We start from the raw sequence: 17,837 nt of genomic DNA, 5'->3' as shown, positions 1-17,837 counted from the left end.
CCCCGGCTTGCGCCGGGGTGACGAGTTTTTACGAGACCATCAAAGATCCTTTTCCTCCCATGAACCATAATCTATCTCCCTACCTCCCAGCCGCCTCCCAGTGCCCTGTAGATGCCGACCAGATTGCCCGAGACGGTGCCCAGGGCAAGGGCAAGATTGTCCTGCTCATTTAAAAAGGCCTGCTGGGCAATCAAAACGGTTGTGAAATCCCTGGCCCCTTCCTGGTATTGCCGGATGGCCAGATCCAGGGAATGGCCGGCCGCGGCTGCACTCCGGGCCAAAAATTCCCTGCGTTCCTGGGCTTTTAAAAAAGCCACCAGGGCGTCCTCCACCTCTTTCTGGGCCTTGAGCACGGCCTCCTGGTAAGCGATCAGCAGTTGCTGGAAGCGGGCGTCCTGGACCAGGACATTGTTTTCGATCCGGCCGTAATTGAAGATGTTCCAGCGGAAGGACGGTCCGGCCGAGATGGACCGGCTTCCCCATTGGAAAACGTCGCTAAGCTTAAAGGCATTGACATCGGTGGAGAAAAAACTGAAAACCCCGCTAAGGGAAAAGGCCGGATAAAGCTCGGCCTTAGCCACACCGATTAAAGCGCATTGGGCCGCTGCCTGAAATTCGATACTCCGGATATCCGGCCGCCGGCGGAGCAGATCATTCGGGATCCCCACCACCACTTCGGCCGGAGAAACCGGGATCTCCGCCGGGCCGGACAAATAATCCCCCAGGCCCCCCGGCGGCAGCCCCAATAACAAGCTGAGGGCGTTATTGGCCTGCTGTACCTGGGCTTCAAAGGCCGGGATGGAGGCCTGAATATTATGGAGCAGCGTTTTAGCCTGCTCCACATCCAATCGGGTGACCACACCGTATTGGAACCGGGCTTCGGCAATCTTCAGTATTTCTTTTTGCCGGTCGGCGTTTTGGCGGGCCAGGCCGAGGCGTTTCTCCAGGGTCCTTAACAGGATATAGGCATTGGCCACCTCGGCGGTCAGGCTCACCAGGGCATTGTCATAATCAGCCATTGTGGCCTGAAAACCGGCCTCGGCGGCCTCGATGGCCCGTTTGAATTTCCCCCAAAAGTCTATCTCCCAGCCGGCCATAAGGCCGATCTGCACTTGCCGGTAACTTGAAATATTGGAAAAGGCGGCCGTCGGGGCCCGCTCACTGGTCCGGATATATTCCAGGGATCCGAAAAACTGCTGGGTCTGGGGATAAAGCCCGCCAAGGGCGATGCCCAGCCTGGCCCGGGCCTCCAGGACTCGCACTCCGGCCATCTTCAAGGGCAGATTTTCCTGGTAAGCCCGGTCAACCAGCCGGTTAAGGACCGGGTCATTGAAGGCCTGCCACCAGTTCTTGTATTCCGCCGGCCCTGTTTTGACCCGCGGATCACCCGCTTCAAGCCAGCTCCCTGAAACCGCCGCCGCCGGCTTCCGGAAATCCGGTCCGACCCGGGCACAGCCGGAAAGGAGGAAAAAAAGGATTACCATGAAGGGACAAAGCCCGCCCCTGAGGGTCATAGTACGGTCCAATCCAAATGGTAGAAATGACAAAATGAGCCTTTTTCGACTTTTTACGAGTCCGTCAGCATTTAACCCGTCACTTTTTATTTTATTTTAGAATGCCTTGGATAGGGAATAAGGGTAATAGGGTATTTTATGAAGGAAAAGACTGTATTTAAAAGAAATTGCTTTAATTTTTCCTTGACCCATCTTATGACGAAGTATAAATTTGATAATGAAGGTCTGGAATCAGGTCAATCTCGTGAATCTGACCCCGACCCGTGAGAAAAGGCAGTTCAAACGGATGATGCAGGAAAAGGACCGGGGATTTGTATAGAGGGGGCATCCCCGAGAAAAAGGCGGAGGATGGATTTACAAGAAAAAGGTCTTATAACATGCGCAATACCTTGAAGCAACTGTCTCCCCGAACCATTCTGGCAGGGATCTTCTTCGCCTCCCTGTTGCCGTTCCTGCTTCTGGAGTTGTTTTCTATCCGGTTTCATTATGTCATGGACCGAAGCACCTACCTCCTTTTTCATAATATCGTCGAGTTTTTCAGTATCATGGTTTCGTTGTCCGTATTCGGCGTCGGCTGGTACAGCTATGAGCAATCCAGGGACCGGCACGCCCTTTTCCTGAGCGCGGCTTTTCTATCTATTGGCCTCCTGGATTTCATGCACACCCTGGCCAATGCCGCCATGCCGGCCTTTATCACCCCGAACTCTTCCAACAAATCGACCCAATTCTGGATTGCGGCCAGGCTGTTTTCGGCCTCGGCCTTCCTGGCCAGCGCCTTTGTTTCACACCGGAACCCAAACCGATGGCTGTCCAAAACCACCTTGATGACCGGAGCCATGGCCATTTCAGGAATGGTTTTCGCGGGGGTTATTTTTTTCCCCTCGGTTATGCCGGCCACTTATATTCAGGGCATCGGACTAACCCCCTTTAAGAGATTTTCCGAGTATCTGGTTATTCTTTTGTTGCTATTAGCGGCCTGGGCCTACTGGAGCCGGATGGCCAGAACCGGGGACCGGCAGCTCATCTACTATCCGGCGGCCTTCATCGTCAGTATCTTCAGCGAACTGGTCTTCGCCAGTTACAAGACCGTTTTTGATACTTATAATGTATTAGGGCATGTTTATAAGGTAGCGGCCTTTTACCTGATCTATAAAGGCCTGTTTGCCACCTCGGTTAAAAATCCTTATGTAAAACTTTCCGCTGTTAATGAGCGGCTCAGAGCCGAGATCGATCAGCACCGGCTGGCGGAAGAGGCGCTGCGCCAAAGGGAAGAGCAATTGTGTTCTCTTTCCTCCCGGCTGCTTACCGCCCAGGAGGAAGAGAGAAAGAGGATTTCCAGAGAGCTTCATGACAGTCTTGGATCGTCTTTAAGTGCCGTTAAATTCGGCCTTGGAAATACCCAAAACCGGCTCCTGCAAGGGTCCGCTACATCCGAAGATATGGAGGTCCTCATTGCCACCACCCAGCGTTCTATTGACGAAGTGCGCCGGATCATGACCGATTTACGGCCGTCGATTCTCGATGACCTGGGGCTTATTACGACGGTCGGGTGGTTTTGCCGGCAGTTTCAATCGATCTATGGGAATATTCACATCGAAAAGGATATTACTGTAGACGAAAAGGACGTGGCGGACCCTTTGAAAATCGTCATCTTCAGAATCCTGCAGGAAGCCCTGAATAATGCCGCCAAGTACAGCCAATCGGAATGGGTAACCCTGTCTTTTGTAAAAAGGGATCAGACCCTTGATTTGGTCATAGACGATAGCGGGGCAGGCTTTGATTTAAATGCCCTTTTGGCCGGGGACAACCATAAACGCGGTCTGGGACTTACCAGCATGAAAGAACGCACTGAACTTTCAGGCGGGGTCTTTTCCATTGAATCCACCCCGGGGTCAGGGACCCGGATACGGGCCTCCTGGCCGATAGCGCATTAAACCTCATGGGGCACCACGAAACCTGAGAATAACTTCTGATGGCAATGGGCAATGGGCGATGGGCAATAGGTTAAAAAGTTTTCCCGATTTTTCTTTACCTATAGCCTCGTGCCTATAGCCTATAGCCTGTATTTTCTATTTCCGAACTAAATAAGGACGAAAAAAGTGCTTTCCCATAAACAGCCATTCCTGGTTTGGACCATCGTTATCCTATCGGCCCTGGCCATAGGCGGCTATTTTTATATGCGCACCGGCCGGGACCATAAGCCCGTATCCCCTCCGGAAAAAATCCTTATTGCCTATTCGGCAACCCCCAACGCAACTCTGGTTGAAGTTGCCAAGACGCAAGGTTTTTACCGGCAGGAGGGATTGGAGGCGACTCTGCAAGTACATTCTCATGGGAAAACGGCTCTCCAGGCGGTGTTGGAGGGCCAGGCGGATTTTGCAACCGTCGCCGAAACCCCCTTCATGTTTGCTGTCATGAAAGGAGAAAAAATATCCATCATCGGGTCAATCGAGATATCCGATAAAAATATTGCTGTTGTAGGAAGAAAGGATAAGGGTGTTCTCATCCCTTCAGATCTAAAGGGGAAAAAGATAGCTATGACGCCGGGCACCAGCAGTGATTTTTTTATGGATGTTTTTTTGGCTTCCCATGGGCTTAGAAGGAAGGACATCAAGGTAGTCGACCTGAAGCCGGAGGCCATTCCGGAGGCTCTGTTAAAAGGAGAGGTTGACGCCGTCTCCACCTTTAATCCGTACTTAATCCAGGTGAAAAGGACACTGGGTGCCAGGGGAGTTTTCTTTTGCGATGGGGATATCTATTTGCAGACCTTCAATGTTGTGGCCAAGCGGGAATTCATCCGGAAAGAACCCGGAAAGGTCCAAAAAATACTTCGGGCACTGATCAGGGCTGAAGAATTTGTCAAACAGAATCCGGGGGAAGCCCAAAGGATCGTGGCGGATTTTTGCCGGCTGGATATAGCGCTCGTCCGGGAGATATGGCACGGGACCGACTTTACCGTTGGGCTGGACCAGTCCTTGTTGCTGGCGCTGGAGGACGAATCCCGATGGGCCATAAATAGCGGGCTGACCGAAAAGAGGATAGTCCCCAATTATCTCGATTTTGTCTGCCTTGATGGCCTGATGGCGGTCAAACCGAAGGCCGTAAGGATATTAAAATAGGGCCGGGCGAATAATGGAACTTAAAAAAAGGCTTCAAATAAACGTTGCCGTTTCAGCCATAACGGCTTTGGTCATTATTTTTATGCTTTTCCTGACGCTTTATCGCATCAACAGGGCGGTAGACGCATCGGATTTAGCCGACGAGATCATAAGAGGCGTTTTTGAAAGAAGCACCTTTGAAGCGGATTACTTGCGGACCAATAGTGAAAGGGCCAGAGTCCAGTGGCTTTCCAAAAATGAAAAAATCGGCCGACTCCTTATGTCGGCTTCGGGAAGTTTTAAGGAACCCGAAGACCAAGTCAATATCGAAGGGATGCTCAAAGACCATGAGGCCATCGGTAGACTCTTTTCGTCTGTCATGAAGAATCGGGGAAGGATACGATCCGATTCAGACCCGACGGCCCTTTCCCGGGAGATCGAAAACAGACTGCTCACCCAGATGACCATGCGGTCCTATGAAATGGTTTTACATGCCCGTCGGTTGCAGGAGGCTGGCACCAAGTCCCTCTTTTCCATCCTCAAGATCGCAGGGTGGGGCATTTTTCTGGTAATCGCTTTGGTTACTGCGGCAGCTATAATCAACTTGTGGACAGGGGGCCGGATTATTACCTCCCGCATCGGGAGGCTCCGGGACAGCGTCTCGGTTATTGGAGAGGGGAACCTCGATTACAAGATCGAGGTTAAAGGGGATGACGAGTTTACCGACCTTTCAAGGGCCTTTAATACAATGACCGCAAAATTGCGAGATTCTTACCTTGCCCTTGAAAGTGAGATTGCCGAGCGCAAGCGGATGGAAGAAGAACTCCGCCAGGCCCGCGACGGATTGGAATTGCGGGTCGCGGAACGCACCGCCGAGATGGAACAGGCCAATGAAACCCTTCGAAACGAGATCAATGAGAGAAAAAAAATAGAACAGGCCCTGAGGGAGTCGGAGAGCCAGCTTCGTTTATTGCCCTCCAGGCTCATTGCTGTTCAGGAGGAGGAAAGGAAAAGGCTGGGAATTGAGCTTCACGACAGCATTGGACAAACCCTGGTGGCCCTGAAATTCAATGTCGAGGCGGTCCTCTATGCCAAAGATCAGGGAGAACCCGAACAGGCCTTTAAGCTCCTGGAGCGCTTTGTGCCTACTCTTCAGCACGCTATCGCCGAGATCAGATCGATCTATATGGGGCTAAGGCCGACGATGCTTGGAGAGATAGGGGTCCTGGCAACCCTGCGATGGCTGGGCAAAGAATTCAAAAAACTCTATCCGGAACAGCACCTTGAGCTCATAACGGCAATCGAAGAAGAGGAGATCCCGGAACCTTTGAAGATCGTGATCTTCAGGATCAGCCAGGAGGCCCTGAACAACGTAGCCAGGCACAGCCAGGCCGAACGGGCAGACCTCCTCCTGGTAAAAAAAGGGGATGGTATTGAATTGACCATTGCGGATAATGGAAGAGGCCTGGACGTGAACCGCATCCTTTCTCCGGGGAATTCCGTAAAAACGCTCGGGCTGGTCAGTATAAGGGAAAGGGTCCAACTCACCAGAGGGAGCCTTTCTATCGAATCCAGTCCAGGAGCGGGAACAACCATTCGGGTCTTCTGGCCGGAGGGAGTTGAAGGATAAATTTTTTTGGTATCTTTCTAAAAGTTTTTTACATAGCCATCATAGTTGAAGAGACCGCCCAAAGCCCATCGATAGCCCCGCTTTTCGAGGTCAGCGAATTGGAATTATTACCGGACCGTCAAATTGGATCCGGTAGTGTTCCTGGTCCTGCCAATGGTCCGGGCGGTCCGTTCCATAGAATGGATCGTTCCAGCAAGGGGCATATTCGCCGCTCCGCAAGGCCTGGACCAATTCCTCCTCTGTCCGAATCAGATCCGGGAAAAGGGTATAGGCTCGGCCCAGGACCGAAGGACCATGGGCGTCCGAGCCGCCGATACCCTTGATCCCCAGGAGATTGGCCGCTTTCAGGGCCAGGTGGTTTTCCCTGGCCGATAGACTGGCATTAAGGGCCTCCAGGGCAATAATGTGCTCGATCTCCAGGACCTTATCCCCGAGAAACCCGTTCAGGGTGTCTCTTTGATAGGGATGGGCCGGTACCGCCACCCCGCCCCGCTTTTGGACCCAGTCGATGGTCCATTGCATGGGCAGTCCCTTAAGGAGATCCGATTGGCCGATTTTAAGCCCGAAAATCAAAAGATGCCCTTCCATGGCCCGGTATTCAAGGCCTTGAAAAACCGGAAAGCCGGTTTCGGTGGAAATTTTTTTGAGGGGATCGCTTAAAAATGAGGAGTGATGTTCGGTGACACAGACGGCATCCAAACCCACCTGACGGGCCCGGGAAACCAGCTCATGGGGCTTCAGGATGGAATCTCCGCCAAGGGCGGTATGGACGTGTAGATCGATTTTAAACATCAGATCGCATAATCGGAAAAATTTTTAAACCCTTCAGCCCCCTGGCGCACCAGGAAGCAAGAAACAGGGGCCAGGGAACAGGGGTCAGGGTTGGGGGTTAAGGAAAACCCTATAACTGATTCCGAAATTTTATTCCCAGAGGAGACCACGAAGCGTAAAAATAGAATTAAAAGGGCTTATAGGGAATGGGATTTTTCGCCGAACCCTGACCCCCGACCCCTGATCCCTGAAGGTTATTTTCGCACTAAACTACCGCCCTTTCCACTGAGGCGGACGTTTTTCGGCAAAGGCCTTGGGCCCTTCAATAAAATCCTCGGACTGATACATGGCCACCTGCCCCGGGTAGGCGGTGGACATAGCCTCTTCCAGAGTGACCTTTAATCCTTTAAGGGTCGCCTCCTTACAGGCCCGGATACACAAAGGTGCGCCCTTGAGAATCTCGGCGGCGTATTTCTCGGCAGTTGCCAGAAGATCCGCCAAAGGGACCACCTCGGCCACAATCCCGTATTCCCGGGCTTCTTGGGGAGTGAGCCGTTTGGAGGTCATGATCATATTCATGGCCAGATGGTAGGGGATCTGTCGGGGGAGGCGATGGACCCCGCCGGCGCCGGGTATCAATCCAACCCTGGGCTCCGGCAGACCGAAGCTGGCATTTTCCGAGGCGATGATGATGTCGCAAGCCAGGGCGATTTCGAAACCGCCTCCGAGGGCCAGACCGTTGACGGCGGCGATGAAAGGCTTATAACAATCGAACCTGGCGGTGATGCCGGCAAAACCGCCTTTCACCCCTTTCATGAGTTCCCGCATCTTCTCATTCCCGTGCTGGGCCTGGAATTTTAAATCATTACCGGCTGAAAAAGCGCGGTCCCCGGCTCCGGTGACGATACAGATCCAGGCCTCAGGATCTTCGGAAAATTCATTAAAGGCCTTATCGAGTTCCACAGTGGTCACCGGGCTGACGGAGTTCATAACCTCGGGACGGTTTATGGTTACGATGGTTACATGGTCTTTTTTCTCTACCTTGATTTGCTCATAGCTCATAATCTACCTCCTTTTTTAATTAAAAATCTTATTATATTATTTTTTGCAAGTTTCGTCAAAAGAAAAACCAATGAAAAATCAAGATCGAAACTTCATGGAACTTGATGGTATAGGAATTTCCTTTTTGGACGCAGATCGACGCAGATTGCCAAGATTTTGAATATATAGAATAGTTATCTGCGGGTATCGGCGAAAATCAGCGTCCTAATTTAATAGTAAAGAAAATTGCATTTTGGATCGGAAGGATTTCATTCAGGACTGTTTCACAATTATCCCCCAATCTTCCAAAGTCCGGATCATATTACGGACATGGGTCCCGGCCCAAAAAAGCTGTCCGCACCGCTCACACCAGTTAAACCGTTTCTGGGTCTGAAAAACATATTCAGGCAGGGCGGGCCATTTTATTTTGGCCTTCTCCGGACTCAAGGCCACCAGCAGGCTGTTGCAGCGCAGGCATCGCTTGAACATCTGTGAGCAATCCGGTTGGATCCCTGAAACTTCAAAAAATTCCTTTAAAAGGGCTTCCCGGGCGGATTGGGACAGGGTGATCCGTCTTGTGTTTTTCCCTTCAAGAGGCAGGGGATAACGGGCCCATTGAACGACCGTTTCCACTTCGGCCGCGAAGGTCTTCCTTTTATCCCAGAGCCGCACGTCGACTCCCAGGACTCTAAGCCATTGGACCAGGAAGGCCAGATGTGGGGCGATAATGAAAGACATAATTGCAAAAATTTAGACTTGTTTATAGATGGCAAAAGTGTAAAATGCAAAGACTCGAAGGTCAAGCTTAAAATAAGGAGGCCCCCAATGAAACATCTGGTAAAAATTTTAGTTCTGGTGTCGGCTGTTTTTCTGATCCATCAGATTGCCCTGGCCCTGGAGATCGGGGAAGTTCCACCCAAGGTGGAACTCAAGGAAAAACTTGGGGGACGTCTGGATGGAAAACCCTGGAGCAGTGAGGAGTTGCAGGGAAAGGTCTGCCTCATTTTTTATGTCGACCCGGATGAAAAGGATACCAACAATCCGGCCAGTGAAGCCCTGGATAGAGAAAAGTTTCCGGCTGAAAAATTTCAGTCCTTCGGGATCATCAACATGGCCGCCACCTGGCTGCCCAATTTCGCCATCAGTTCCGCATTGGAAGAAAAGCAGAAGAAATATCCCAAGACCATTTATGTGCGGGATTACAAAAAGGTTCTGGTCCATGCCTGGAAGATCGCCGATGACAGCAGTGACGTCCTGGCCTTTGATAAAAAAGGGAAATTGATTTTCAGAAAAGACGGCAAACTCAATAATGAAGAGATCCAGAAGTTGGTTAAGACGATTCGGGATAATTTGTGATCTAAAAAGGCTATAGGCAATAGGCAATAGGCTATAGGTGAGGAGGAAGTATTTGTTGCTCTTTTTCCTCTCGCGCCTTGCGCCTCGTGCCTGATTTTCTATTTTCGAACTAAATCCTCATGCCTCTTGGGGGCACCACGAGGCATGAAAAAGTGAATATCAAATATCGAATCATGAATGTTGAAGGAGAGTTTCTTTTAAATTCCGAAATCCGAAATCCGAAATCCGAAATTGGAATCTATTCTCGTACTAATCCTGTCTAATAAACTCGGGCCATTTAAAAACTTCATCAGGGATATCCGGACGCAGGATCAATGTTTCATACCGCAGGCTTAAAACGTTTTCCCCGGTCCCATCTTTTATTTCCAGCCGTAAAGGGAGTCGGTTACTCGTTCCCCTGGAAAAATCAGAAAAGGTTAACTCGATCTCCCCTTCTTTCGAAGGGCTTTTAATCCGGCTTTTAATGAGCGAGAAGGGGTTGGGCCTTATCCAAATTTCTTGCTGGTAAGCACCTTGGAGCAGTATTTTAACCGTTTCTTTTCCTTCTTCCTCGGCCGATTGGATTTGATAAGAATCATAAGGGAAGATCGGCACCCGGCCCCAAAAAATTTTAGAAATTTCAGTAAAGGGCATCTGTGAAAAGGCGGCCAGGGGGCCTGAAAGGGATTCGGGGAGAGGGATCTCTTTTTCCTCGGCTATGGAAAAGACACGGGTTTTTCCCAAATAGGAAACAATATAAAGCATGGGCCGGCCGAATGGATCGAATATTTCCAGACGGAAGGCCTCCGGACCGCGAGCGAGCAGGCGGAATTGAAGTCTGTACCTTTCCCCCGGGGCCTGGGCGACCAGGAGCCCCGTACCTTCACGGGAGACGGGTTCTTCGAGCAGCGCCAACCGGCTGAGCAGGGCTTGCAGGTTTGAATGGCCTATTTCCGGTGAGCAGGCATCTTTGGGGTATGGGCCTTGAATAGAAGCAGGAGCCGATATCGGATAGGGGAGGATGCCGAGGGCCAGGAAAAAAAATATAAAAAGATATAAGGGAAAGGGTAAAAAGCGTCCGGTTTTTCTTTGAACCTTGAACCTTGAACCCTGAACCTTGAACTTTGAACCCTGAACCTTGAACTTTGGACCTTGGACCTTGGACTTCGGACCCTGAACCTTGAACCCCGGGGTTTTAATACATGGTCGGATATTCCCAACCTCCCTTTTCTTCTTCCAGTTTTTGTTGGGCTTCTTTGATCTTTTTTAAGATGATATCTTTCTCTTTAATCGAAGGATTCATCTCCAACACCCGACGCAATATTTTAACGGCCTTTTCCCAGAGATTTTTTTTAAGATAGATCTCCCCCAGATGTTCTCCTATGACCGGATCATTCGGGGCCAGTTTCCAGGCCTTCTCAAGTTCTACCAGGGCCTCGTCGTAGCGCTTTTTTTTAAAATAAACCCATCCAAGACTATCGATGATGTACCCGTCGTTAGGGCGAAACTTCAAGGCCCGTTTAATCAAATCCTCGGCCTCGTCGAGATAGATCCCCCGGTCGGCATAGGTGTACCCTAAGTAATTCAAGGCCATAACATGAAAAGGGTCTTTCTTTATCGCCATTTTCAGATGCTGGAGGCTTTCTTTCTTCTGTCCCATTTTATCGGATAGGACGCCCAGATGAAAATACAGTTCGGCCTGATCGGGATCGATCTCAATGCCTTCCAGGAGTACTTTTTTGCCTTCCGGGAGGTTATTTATTTTTTCATAAAGGGAGGAGAGGGTCAGGTAAATCTCAATCTTCTTGGGGACGATCACCAGGGCTTTTTGAAGGCGTTGAATCGCTTCTGAGAATTTTTTTTCTTTCTCCAGGATATAGGCCTCGAGGATTAAGGACTGCGAAAAATACTCCGATTGAGTGGCAATGGATTTCAGGGTTTCTTCGGCCCTTTTATAATTTTTTTGTTCCACCAGAGTGATGGCCAAAAAATATTTTATTTTGTTGTTGTCGGGTTGCTCGGCTAACAAAAGACTGAGTTCTTCGGAAGAAGGGTGGAATTGTTTGTTTTCCAGGTAGATAATGGCGATTCGGAATCGGGTTTCAAAGTCTTGATTGGAGTTTTTCTTTAAGGATTCCAGGAGGTCTCGGGCTTGTTCCCCTTTACCCAGTTTTAACAGTTGATCTCCGGCCCTTTCCTGGGCCGCCAGATTATTGGGGTTCATCTGGAGGATTTTCTGATAGGTGGCCAGGGCCTGTTTGGGTTGATCGGTCAACTCATAAATCTGGCCGAGACCCATATAGGCATTTAAATTTTGGGGATTGATTTTGATGGTTTCCTGAAAAAAAATTCGGGCCCGATCATATTGTTTTTGTTCTAAATAAATCTTGGCCAGGAAGAAATTGCCTTTATCGGATTTTGGATTGATTTTTATTAATTGATGAAAGGTTTCCGTGGCCTGGGACATCTTTTGGGTTTGCAGGAAAAGAATTCCCAAATTAAAGAGGACCTCTTCATTCCGGGGATTGAGAGCCGAAAGGGCTTGATAGGTCTTGATGGCTTCTTCCCATTTTTGCTGGGTGATATAGATCTCCGCCAAAAGGGAATAAGCCTCCTGATATTTCGGATCCAGGTCGATGGCCTTTTGAGTATGTCGGATGGCCTCGGGCAGGTTGGAAGCCTTGAAAAAAAGACGCCCTAAAGAAAATTCTAAGAACGGGGAATCGGGCACTAAATCCAAGGTCTTCTGGAGTTCCGCGATTGCTTTGGGGTCGTTGTCTTCCTGACTAAAAAGGTTCCCCATGATAAAATGATAATAGGCTTCGGCCTGCGTATCAAAAGTTTTCGGGAGCGTTTTCGGGATCGTAGGGACCGTGATCGGCTTCTCGGGAAGGGGTTGAGGGGTATGTCCCTGGCATCCGGCCAGGGCTAACAGGACCGCCAGAATCACAACCAGCCATAAAGCCGATGCCGGATACTGGATCCAGTATCCAGTATCATGTTCAATCAGGTCAGGAAGTTTCATATAAATAGTCGGGTTTTATATCCGGAAGCTCTTTCTCGAGGTAGGCCTTTACCTTTTTTAAGAGTTTTTCTTCCAATTGCCGAACCCTTTCCCGGGAAACCCCAAATTGTTCCCCTAAGTCCTGTAAGGTCAGAGGGTCTTCGGCCAGGATTCTTTTTTCAAAAATAACTAATTCCCGCTTAGTGAGTTCTTTGCGAAAATCCTGAAGTTTGGTATTTAAAACCTGTTTTAATTCCCGTTCGCTTAAGGCCTTTTCAGGAGAGGCCTCTTTGTCCGGGATGAATGACTTGTGGTCCTCCGTAGAATCTCCGGTAATCGGGGCATCCAGGGAGAGTTCCCATTCCCCCAGCCTTTGATCCATTTCCACAATTTCTTTTTCGCTGACGGAAAACCTTTCTGAAAGGAGCTTGGGTACCGGATCGATCCCCAAGGCCAGGAGCCGGCCTTTTTCTTTTTTCAGGTTATAGAAAAGTTTCCGTTGGGCCTGGGTCGTACCGATTTTCACCAGCTTCCAGTTGTCCATAATAAATTTTAAAATATAGGCTTTAATCCAAAAGGAGGCGTAATAAGAGAATTTGATACCCCGAAAGGGGTCGAATTTTTTAATGGCCTGCATCAATCCGATATTTCCCTCCTGGATTAGATCCAACAGATTTTGCATCCAGTAACGCTGAAAATCCATGGCGATCTTAACCACCAGCCGCAGATTGGAGGTAATCAATTTATAAGCCAATTCCGGCTCCGGGGATTTATGATAATTGAGGAGCAGGGTCTTTTCTTCTTCCGGCGTAAGGAGGGCATACCGGTTTACCTCAAAGAGATAGCGCTGAAGAGGGTCATAAGGAACCACATCGCTTTTGGTCAAGGGTGGGACTTCCGGTTCCTTTTCCTCCAGAAGGGTGTTCCAGGGGTCTTCAGACTGGGTGGTGCTCATCTTTATCGATCAATCCAATATGGTTTCATCGTAAATAGATTCTAACCGATATTTATGCTGGGCCTCTTGATCAGCCAGATAGGCAAATAATTTTTTTTGAGCCGGATCTTGCACCTTGTCTTCCCAGGACCGATAGAACTTCAGGGATTTTTCCTCACTTTTCATGGCCAGGATCATCACGTCTTGATATTTCATCTCCTTATGAAACTTAAGGTCCATAAGATAGTCGCTGATTTTTAAATCCGGTATGGGTTTGGAACTTACCGGAAGGGTAGCCGGATCCGGCAATTCTTCCAATAGTTTTTGATGGTTTTCTTCTTCAGCCGCCAATTCTAAAAAAAGGGTCGATATACCGGGGTATTGAGACAGCGAAGCGGCCGATCGGTAAAAGGTTTGAGCATCTTTTTCGGTGTCGATAGCATAGCGGATAATTTCCTGGGTGGTGGAAAAAGACATGGTCAGTCCTCCTTGTTTTTCATGGGGGTTGCCCGACCCCCAAATCCGTATAATTTAAATGTACTGTCGGTCCTCTATCTTGTCAAGGAATAAAAAAGCACCTTGCCCGTCCCAAAATCGATCCCCCCCGGGTCGGGGAAATAGCTTGGCGACAAGAGATTGTAAAAATAAGGCATGCGGTCATATTCAGGGAAGTCTTTCAATAATCATGGTGCCGGACATTCCCTGTGCCGCACACAGGGTGATTAAACCATAACGTAGATTTTCCCGCTCCAGTTCATTGATCATGGTGGCCAGCAGGATTCCTCCGGTAGCTCCAAGTGGATGACCCATGGCGATGGCGCCGCCGTTGACATTCACCTTTTCCTCCGGGATATCGAGCGTTTTCATCCAGGCCAGAGGAACACTGGCAAAGGCTTCGTTGATTTCAAAACGATCGATTTGGTCCAGGGTTAGTCCGGCCCTTTTGAGAGCCAGACGCGTTCCCGGAATGACACCATCCAGCATTTCTTCAGGATCCACCCCATAGTTGGCATTGGAAAGAATATGGGCTCTGGGTTTTAGACTGTGCTCTTTAGCGATATCCTCCGATACCCACAAAGCCATGGAGGCGCCATCGCAGATCCCTGAAGAAGCGGCAGCATGAATCAGCCCATTTTCTTTGAACGGGCGGGGAAGACTGTTAATTTTATCGACGGTCGTTTGGGGCTTGATGTTGGAGTCCCGGTCCAAAATCTGCTCTTTGCCATCCAGATCAATATAGGTGACGGGGATAATTTCGTTTTTGAATTTTCCTGCTTCGGTCGCAGCCTGGGCCTTTTGCTGACTCCTGACAGAGAAGGCGTTGATCTCGTCCTGACCGATGCCGTATTTGACAGCGATGATTTCTGCAGACACCCCCTGGGGGACGATGTTATGCTTTTTAGTGACTTCCGGTGTAATAGGCGACCGATCCGGATCATTTCTGTCCGCACCCAACGGCACCATGTTCATGTGCTCTCCGCCGCCGGCCAGGGCCACATCATAGTCTCCTACCTTAATGGAGGCGCTGGCGTAGGCATTAGCCTGAAGGGCGCCGGAGCAATAGCGGTTCAGGTGTATGCCGGATACCGTATGGGGTAGTTTTGAAGCCAGAACAACCCATCTGGCGATGTTGGCCCCCTGCTCCTTAACAGCGAGGGTGGTGGAATAGATGAGATCCTCTATCTTCTCAGGCGGGAGATTGGAGTTTCTTTCCATGATCGCATTGGCCAGCGTTGCGCCTAATGTGGTGGGGTGAATATGGGCAAATTCTCCGAAAAATCCCTTTTGGGGGCGACTGACACGCCCCCGTGCGGTCCGAACCGCATCAATCAAATAGCATTCTTGCATAGTTCCTCCATTTCATAAACCTTCCGGTCCTTTTTCATTCTTTTCCAGGTAGCAAATTGGCCGACATTTGTCAAGTTCTTAAAAACAGACGAGAAAACAATTTCCATATCGGGATATTCAACAACCATAAAGGAGCCATTCTGGCCCCGAAAAAGGGAGGTAGCAGGATTTAGAGATTTCTATGATCGAAATCGTCCAAGAAGAGGGGACGATTTAAGGATGGGGCGTTATTGAAATAAGGGTAATTTCGCCTTTCCCCGGTCCATAGTACCAGAAGACCCGGTCTTCCCGTTGAATTCTTTGTTCGCCATCATTATAATTGACAAAGCCATATCGATCATGATATCGTAATACAAAATTGATCGACGGAGGTATTAGTATGCAATCAGTAACCGTATCACCAAAATATCAAGTCGTAATACCCAAAACAGTTAGAGAGGCATTGAATCTTCTGCCGGGCCAAAAAATGCAGGTTGTCGAATATGCCGGACGTATTGAACTAATACCGGAACGCGATATCAAAGAACTCCGCGGATTCCTCAAGGGCATCAATACTGAATTTAAGCGAGAGGAAGATAGAGTATGAATATCGTAGATTCTTCCGGCTGGCTTGCATACTTTGCGGATGAGCCCAATGCCAAGCATTTCCTGTCCCCGCTAAGTGATTCGGCTTTGCTTGTTGTCCCAACGGTAACGATATACGAGGTTTTCAAGGTCATTCTCCGGGAGTCCAGTGAGAATGAAGCACTGCAGGCGGTTGTTGCTATGCAAAAAGGAACGGTTGTAGATCTGAACGCATCATTGGCAATCGCTGCTTCAAAGCTAAGTTTGGAGCATAATCTTCCAATGGCGGACAGTATCATTCTCGCAACAGCGCAGGAATTCAAAGCCATTCTCTGGACTCAGGATTCAGATTTTAAAAATATAAGTCATGTGAAGTATTTTCCCAAGAAATAAGAAAATGGCCAATGATCTTGAACTCTTCGACCGGGCCAGCCGCGTTGGGAAGGAGAGCTATGAAAAGACATCGAACGATTAAAAGTTATACAATGAGGCTTGAGGGAAAGCCTCCTCAAATATCAGCTTCTCCGAACTCTAACTCCGAACGATCTACTCCCAGACCCTTTTATCCTCGATCTTCTTAGCCTCTTTGGCCAAGGACCCCTTGGGCAGGAATTGGACCTCTCCCCGGACGCGGAGGATTTCCTGGATCACCTTTCCCACGGCCATAGACAATTCGTCTGGATTGGAACAGGGCTGGGTAAGCTCGGCCCGGAAGGTCATCTTGTCCTGATGCCCTTCCCGGGTCACCACCACCTGGCAGGCGCAGATATCCGAAAATTTGGCCGCCACCAAGTCCACTAAAGCAGGGTGGATGAACATGCCTTTGACCTTGGTGACCTGGTCCACCCGGCCGACGATTTTAACCAGACGGGGTGAAGTGCGGCCGCAGGGACAGGGTTCGTCGCTCAAGTATGACAAATCCCCGGTCCCGAAGCGGATCAAAGGATAGACTTTATTGAAACAGGTTCCTACGACCTCGCCGACTTCGCCCGGCCCCAATTGTTTGCCGGTTTGAGGATTAACGATTTCAACAATACAATCATCCGGGAAATGCATCCCGTTTTTTTCAACACACTCGAAGCCCAGACAGCCGATATCGGCTGTGCCGTAACTCTGCCGGATCAGGAGGCCCAGTTCCGATTCCAGGCTGTCCCGCATGGATTCGGGCAGCATCTCGGCCGCCACAAAAGCCGCTTTTAAGGCCAGGTCCTTTTTAGGGTTAAGCCCCATCTCCTTGGCCTTCTGGATAGCCGAAAAGAGAAAGCTGGGGGTTCCCAAAAATCCGGTTACCTTTAAGTCTTTCATAATCTGGACCTGGAGTTCCGTATTCCCCACCCCGGCCGGAATGGTGCGGCAGCCTAAGAGCTTCAGGGAGGAATCCAGCATAAAGGCAAAGGGGACCAGTTGAAAATTAAAAGTAATCTGGCAGATGTCTCCGGCCCTGAATCCTCCGGCGTATAACCCTTGGGCCCAGCGGGTATCTTCATAAACCATTTCTCCCGGTTCATAAATAGGCCCTGGGGAAACAAAAATGCGGCGGAGTTTTTCAGGCGGCACCCCGTTAAGGCCTCCGAAAGGGGGATTCTTCTTTTGCAGGGCCACCAGATCGGCCTTCTCGGTGATGGGCAGTTTCTCCAGATCTTTGACGGTCTTGATTGCTCCGGGCGTTACCTTGGCTTTGTCTAATTTTTTTTTGATCGCCGGGGCCTTCTCATAAGCATAGGCGATGATTTGCTTTAATTTCCTGTTTTGGAATTGACGTCTTTCCGAAGCCGTCATGGTTTCTAATTTGGAAAAAAAGCCCGAGTAGCGATCCTTTTTATCAATCATCATTCCTCCCCTTGGGGTTCCGGCAATAGTTCTGTTTTCGTACTAAGCCCTCAGTCTCCGCTGGGGCAGGGCACCGACGAAGGATGAAAATGGGGTCAGGGAACAGGGGTCAGGGATTGGGGGTTAAGAAAAACCCTATAACTGACTCCGAACGTTATTTCCAAGAGGGGACCACGAAGCGTAAAAATGAAATTGAAATGGCTGATAGGCAATGGGATTTCCCAGACCCCCGACCCCTGGCCCCCGACCCCCAAAGTTTATTTTCGAA

At 49.6% G+C, this 17,837-nt stretch carries 16 protein-coding genes; 6 read left to right on the top strand and 10 right to left on the bottom strand.

Annotated elements, in window-relative coordinates; genetic code table 11:
* Positions 1 to 71: 71 nt before the first annotated feature.
* Positions 72 to 1,514 carry an efflux transporter outer membrane subunit gene (locus tag HY879_06305; GenBank protein ID MBI5602949.1) on the bottom strand — a complete coding sequence of 481 codons (1,443 nt, stop codon included), beginning with the start codon at positions 1,512 to 1,514 and terminating at the stop codon, positions 72 to 74.
* 377 nt (positions 1,515 to 1,891) lie between these two features.
* Between HY879_06305 and HY879_06300 the strand changes: the two genes are divergently transcribed.
* The 3 genes from HY879_06300 (at position 1,892) to HY879_06290 (ending at position 6,242) form a co-directional block, all read left to right on the top strand.
* Entirely contained in the window at positions 1,892 to 3,448 is a 1,557-nt protein-coding gene (locus tag HY879_06300) for a hypothetical protein (GenBank protein MBI5602948.1), read from the top strand.
* Positions 3,449 to 3,613: 165 nt separating this feature from the next.
* Positions 3,614 to 4,633: an NrtA/SsuA/CpmA family ABC transporter substrate-binding protein gene (locus HY879_06295; GenBank protein MBI5602947.1), complete on the top strand. Its 1,020-nt coding sequence runs from the start codon at positions 3,614 to 3,616 to the stop codon at positions 4,631 to 4,633.
* Between the two features lie 13 nt (positions 4,634 to 4,646).
* Positions 4,647 to 6,242, top strand: coding sequence for a sensor histidine kinase (locus HY879_06290; protein ID MBI5602946.1), 1,596 nt, complete (start codon positions 4,647 to 4,649; stop codon positions 6,240 to 6,242).
* Between the two features lie 90 nt (positions 6,243 to 6,332).
* Here the strand turns inward: HY879_06290 and HY879_06285 are convergent, their stop codons facing one another.
* The 3 genes from HY879_06285 to HY879_06275 form a co-directional block, all read right to left on the bottom strand.
* On the bottom strand, positions 6,333 to 7,034 hold the full coding sequence (locus tag HY879_06285; protein MBI5602945.1) for a PHP domain-containing protein: 702 nt from the start codon (positions 7,032 to 7,034) through the stop codon (positions 6,333 to 6,335).
* Positions 7,035 to 7,283: 249 nt separating this feature from the next.
* A complete protein-coding gene (locus HY879_06280; GenBank protein ID MBI5602944.1) occupies positions 7,284 to 8,075 on the bottom strand; it encodes an enoyl-CoA hydratase/isomerase family protein in 792 nt (263 codons plus the stop codon).
* A gap of 252 nt (positions 8,076 to 8,327) precedes the next feature.
* Positions 8,328 to 8,792 (bottom strand): hypothetical protein, encoded by a 465-nt coding sequence (locus HY879_06275; GenBank protein MBI5602943.1) that lies wholly within the window; start codon positions 8,790 to 8,792, stop codon positions 8,328 to 8,330.
* 87 nt (positions 8,793 to 8,879) lie between these two features.
* Between HY879_06275 and HY879_06270 the strand changes: the two genes are divergently transcribed.
* The gene (locus HY879_06270) at positions 8,880 to 9,410 is read left to right on the top strand and encodes a transcriptional regulator (protein ID MBI5602942.1); all 531 of its coding nucleotides are present in this window, start codon (positions 8,880 to 8,882) and stop codon (positions 9,408 to 9,410) included.
* Between the two features lie 249 nt (positions 9,411 to 9,659).
* Here the strand turns inward: HY879_06270 and HY879_06265 are convergent, their stop codons facing one another.
* From HY879_06265 to HY879_06245, 5 genes are all read right to left on the bottom strand, one after another.
* Positions 9,660 to 10,304, bottom strand: a complete 645-nt coding sequence (locus tag HY879_06265) for a DUF4292 domain-containing protein (protein MBI5602941.1) — start codon at positions 10,302 to 10,304, stop codon at positions 9,660 to 9,662.
* Positions 10,305 to 10,584: 280 nt separating this feature from the next.
* Entirely contained in the window at positions 10,585 to 12,414 is a 1,830-nt protein-coding gene (locus HY879_06260) for a tetratricopeptide repeat protein (GenBank protein MBI5602940.1), read from the bottom strand.
* Positions 12,401 to 13,348 (bottom strand): RNA polymerase factor sigma-32, encoded by a 948-nt coding sequence (locus HY879_06255; GenBank protein ID MBI5602939.1) that lies wholly within the window; start codon positions 13,346 to 13,348, stop codon positions 12,401 to 12,403. Before HY879_06255 ends, HY879_06260 begins: the two co-directional genes overlap by 14 nt.
* Before the next feature lie 9 nt (positions 13,349 to 13,357).
* Positions 13,358 to 13,804: a ferritin family protein gene (locus HY879_06250; protein ID MBI5602938.1), complete on the bottom strand. Its 447-nt coding sequence runs from the start codon at positions 13,802 to 13,804 to the stop codon at positions 13,358 to 13,360.
* Between the two features lie 186 nt (positions 13,805 to 13,990).
* Entirely contained in the window at positions 13,991 to 15,175 is a 1,185-nt protein-coding gene (locus HY879_06245; protein MBI5602937.1) for a thiolase family protein, read from the bottom strand.
* Positions 15,176 to 15,554: 379 nt separating this feature from the next.
* On the opposite strand from HY879_06245, the gene HY879_06240 reads away from it, so the two are divergent.
* The gene (locus tag HY879_06240) at positions 15,555 to 15,761 is read left to right on the top strand and encodes an AbrB/MazE/SpoVT family DNA-binding domain-containing protein (protein MBI5602936.1); all 207 of its coding nucleotides are present in this window, start codon (positions 15,555 to 15,557) and stop codon (positions 15,759 to 15,761) included.
* Positions 15,758 to 16,132 carry a type II toxin-antitoxin system VapC family toxin gene (locus HY879_06235; protein MBI5602935.1) on the top strand — a complete coding sequence of 125 codons (375 nt, stop codon included), beginning with the start codon at positions 15,758 to 15,760 and terminating at the stop codon, positions 16,130 to 16,132. Before HY879_06240 ends, HY879_06235 begins: the two co-directional genes overlap by 4 nt.
* Before the next feature lie 153 nt (positions 16,133 to 16,285).
* Here HY879_06235 and HY879_06230 read toward each other — a convergent pair whose 3' ends face one another.
* Positions 16,286 to 17,572 (bottom strand): AMP-binding protein, encoded by a 1,287-nt coding sequence (locus HY879_06230; GenBank protein ID MBI5602934.1) that lies wholly within the window; start codon positions 17,570 to 17,572, stop codon positions 16,286 to 16,288.
* Between the last annotated feature and the right edge of the window lie 265 nt (positions 17,573 to 17,837).

It is taken from the genome of Deltaproteobacteria bacterium, assembly GCA_016219225.1.
Lineage (GTDB): Bacteria > Desulfobacterota > RBG-13-43-22 > RBG-13-43-22 > RBG-13-43-22 > RBG-13-43-22.
The sequence above is the reverse complement of the archived record's forward strand: the minus strand, read 5'-3'. Positions and strand labels throughout refer to the sequence as shown.

Coding starts and splice junctions, on each gene's coding strand:
- HY879_06260 (MBI5602940.1), bottom strand. CDS start 12,414: ATGAAACTTCCTGACCTGATTGAACATGATACTGGATACTGGATCCAG.
- HY879_06280 (MBI5602944.1), bottom strand. CDS start 8,075: ATGAGCTATGAGCAAATCAAGGTAGAGAAAAAAGACCATGTAACCATC.
- HY879_06230 (MBI5602934.1), bottom strand. CDS start 17,572: ATGATGATTGATAAAAAGGATCGCTACTCGGGCTTTTTTTCCAAATTA.
- HY879_06245 (MBI5602937.1), bottom strand. CDS start 15,175: ATGCAAGAATGCTATTTGATTGATGCGGTTCGGACCGCACGGGGGCGT.
- HY879_06290 (MBI5602946.1), top strand. CDS start 4,647: ATGGAACTTAAAAAAAGGCTTCAAATAAACGTTGCCGTTTCAGCCATA.
- HY879_06240 (MBI5602936.1), top strand. CDS start 15,555: ATGCAATCAGTAACCGTATCACCAAAATATCAAGTCGTAATACCCAAA.
- HY879_06275 (MBI5602943.1), bottom strand. CDS start 8,792: ATGTCTTTCATTATCGCCCCACATCTGGCCTTCCTGGTCCAATGGCTT.
- HY879_06270 (MBI5602942.1), top strand. CDS start 8,880: ATGAAACATCTGGTAAAAATTTTAGTTCTGGTGTCGGCTGTTTTTCTG.
- HY879_06305 (MBI5602949.1), bottom strand. CDS start 1,514: ATGACCCTCAGGGGCGGGCTTTGTCCCTTCATGGTAATCCTTTTTTTC.
- HY879_06250 (MBI5602938.1), bottom strand. CDS start 13,804: ATGTCTTTTTCCACCACCCAGGAAATTATCCGCTATGCTATCGACACC.
- HY879_06235 (MBI5602935.1), top strand. CDS start 15,758: ATGAATATCGTAGATTCTTCCGGCTGGCTTGCATACTTTGCGGATGAG.
- HY879_06255 (MBI5602939.1), bottom strand. CDS start 13,348: ATGAGCACCACCCAGTCTGAAGACCCCTGGAACACCCTTCTGGAGGAA.
- HY879_06300 (MBI5602948.1), top strand. CDS start 1,892: ATGCGCAATACCTTGAAGCAACTGTCTCCCCGAACCATTCTGGCAGGG.
- HY879_06285 (MBI5602945.1), bottom strand. CDS start 7,034: ATGTTTAAAATCGATCTACACGTCCATACCGCCCTTGGCGGAGATTCC.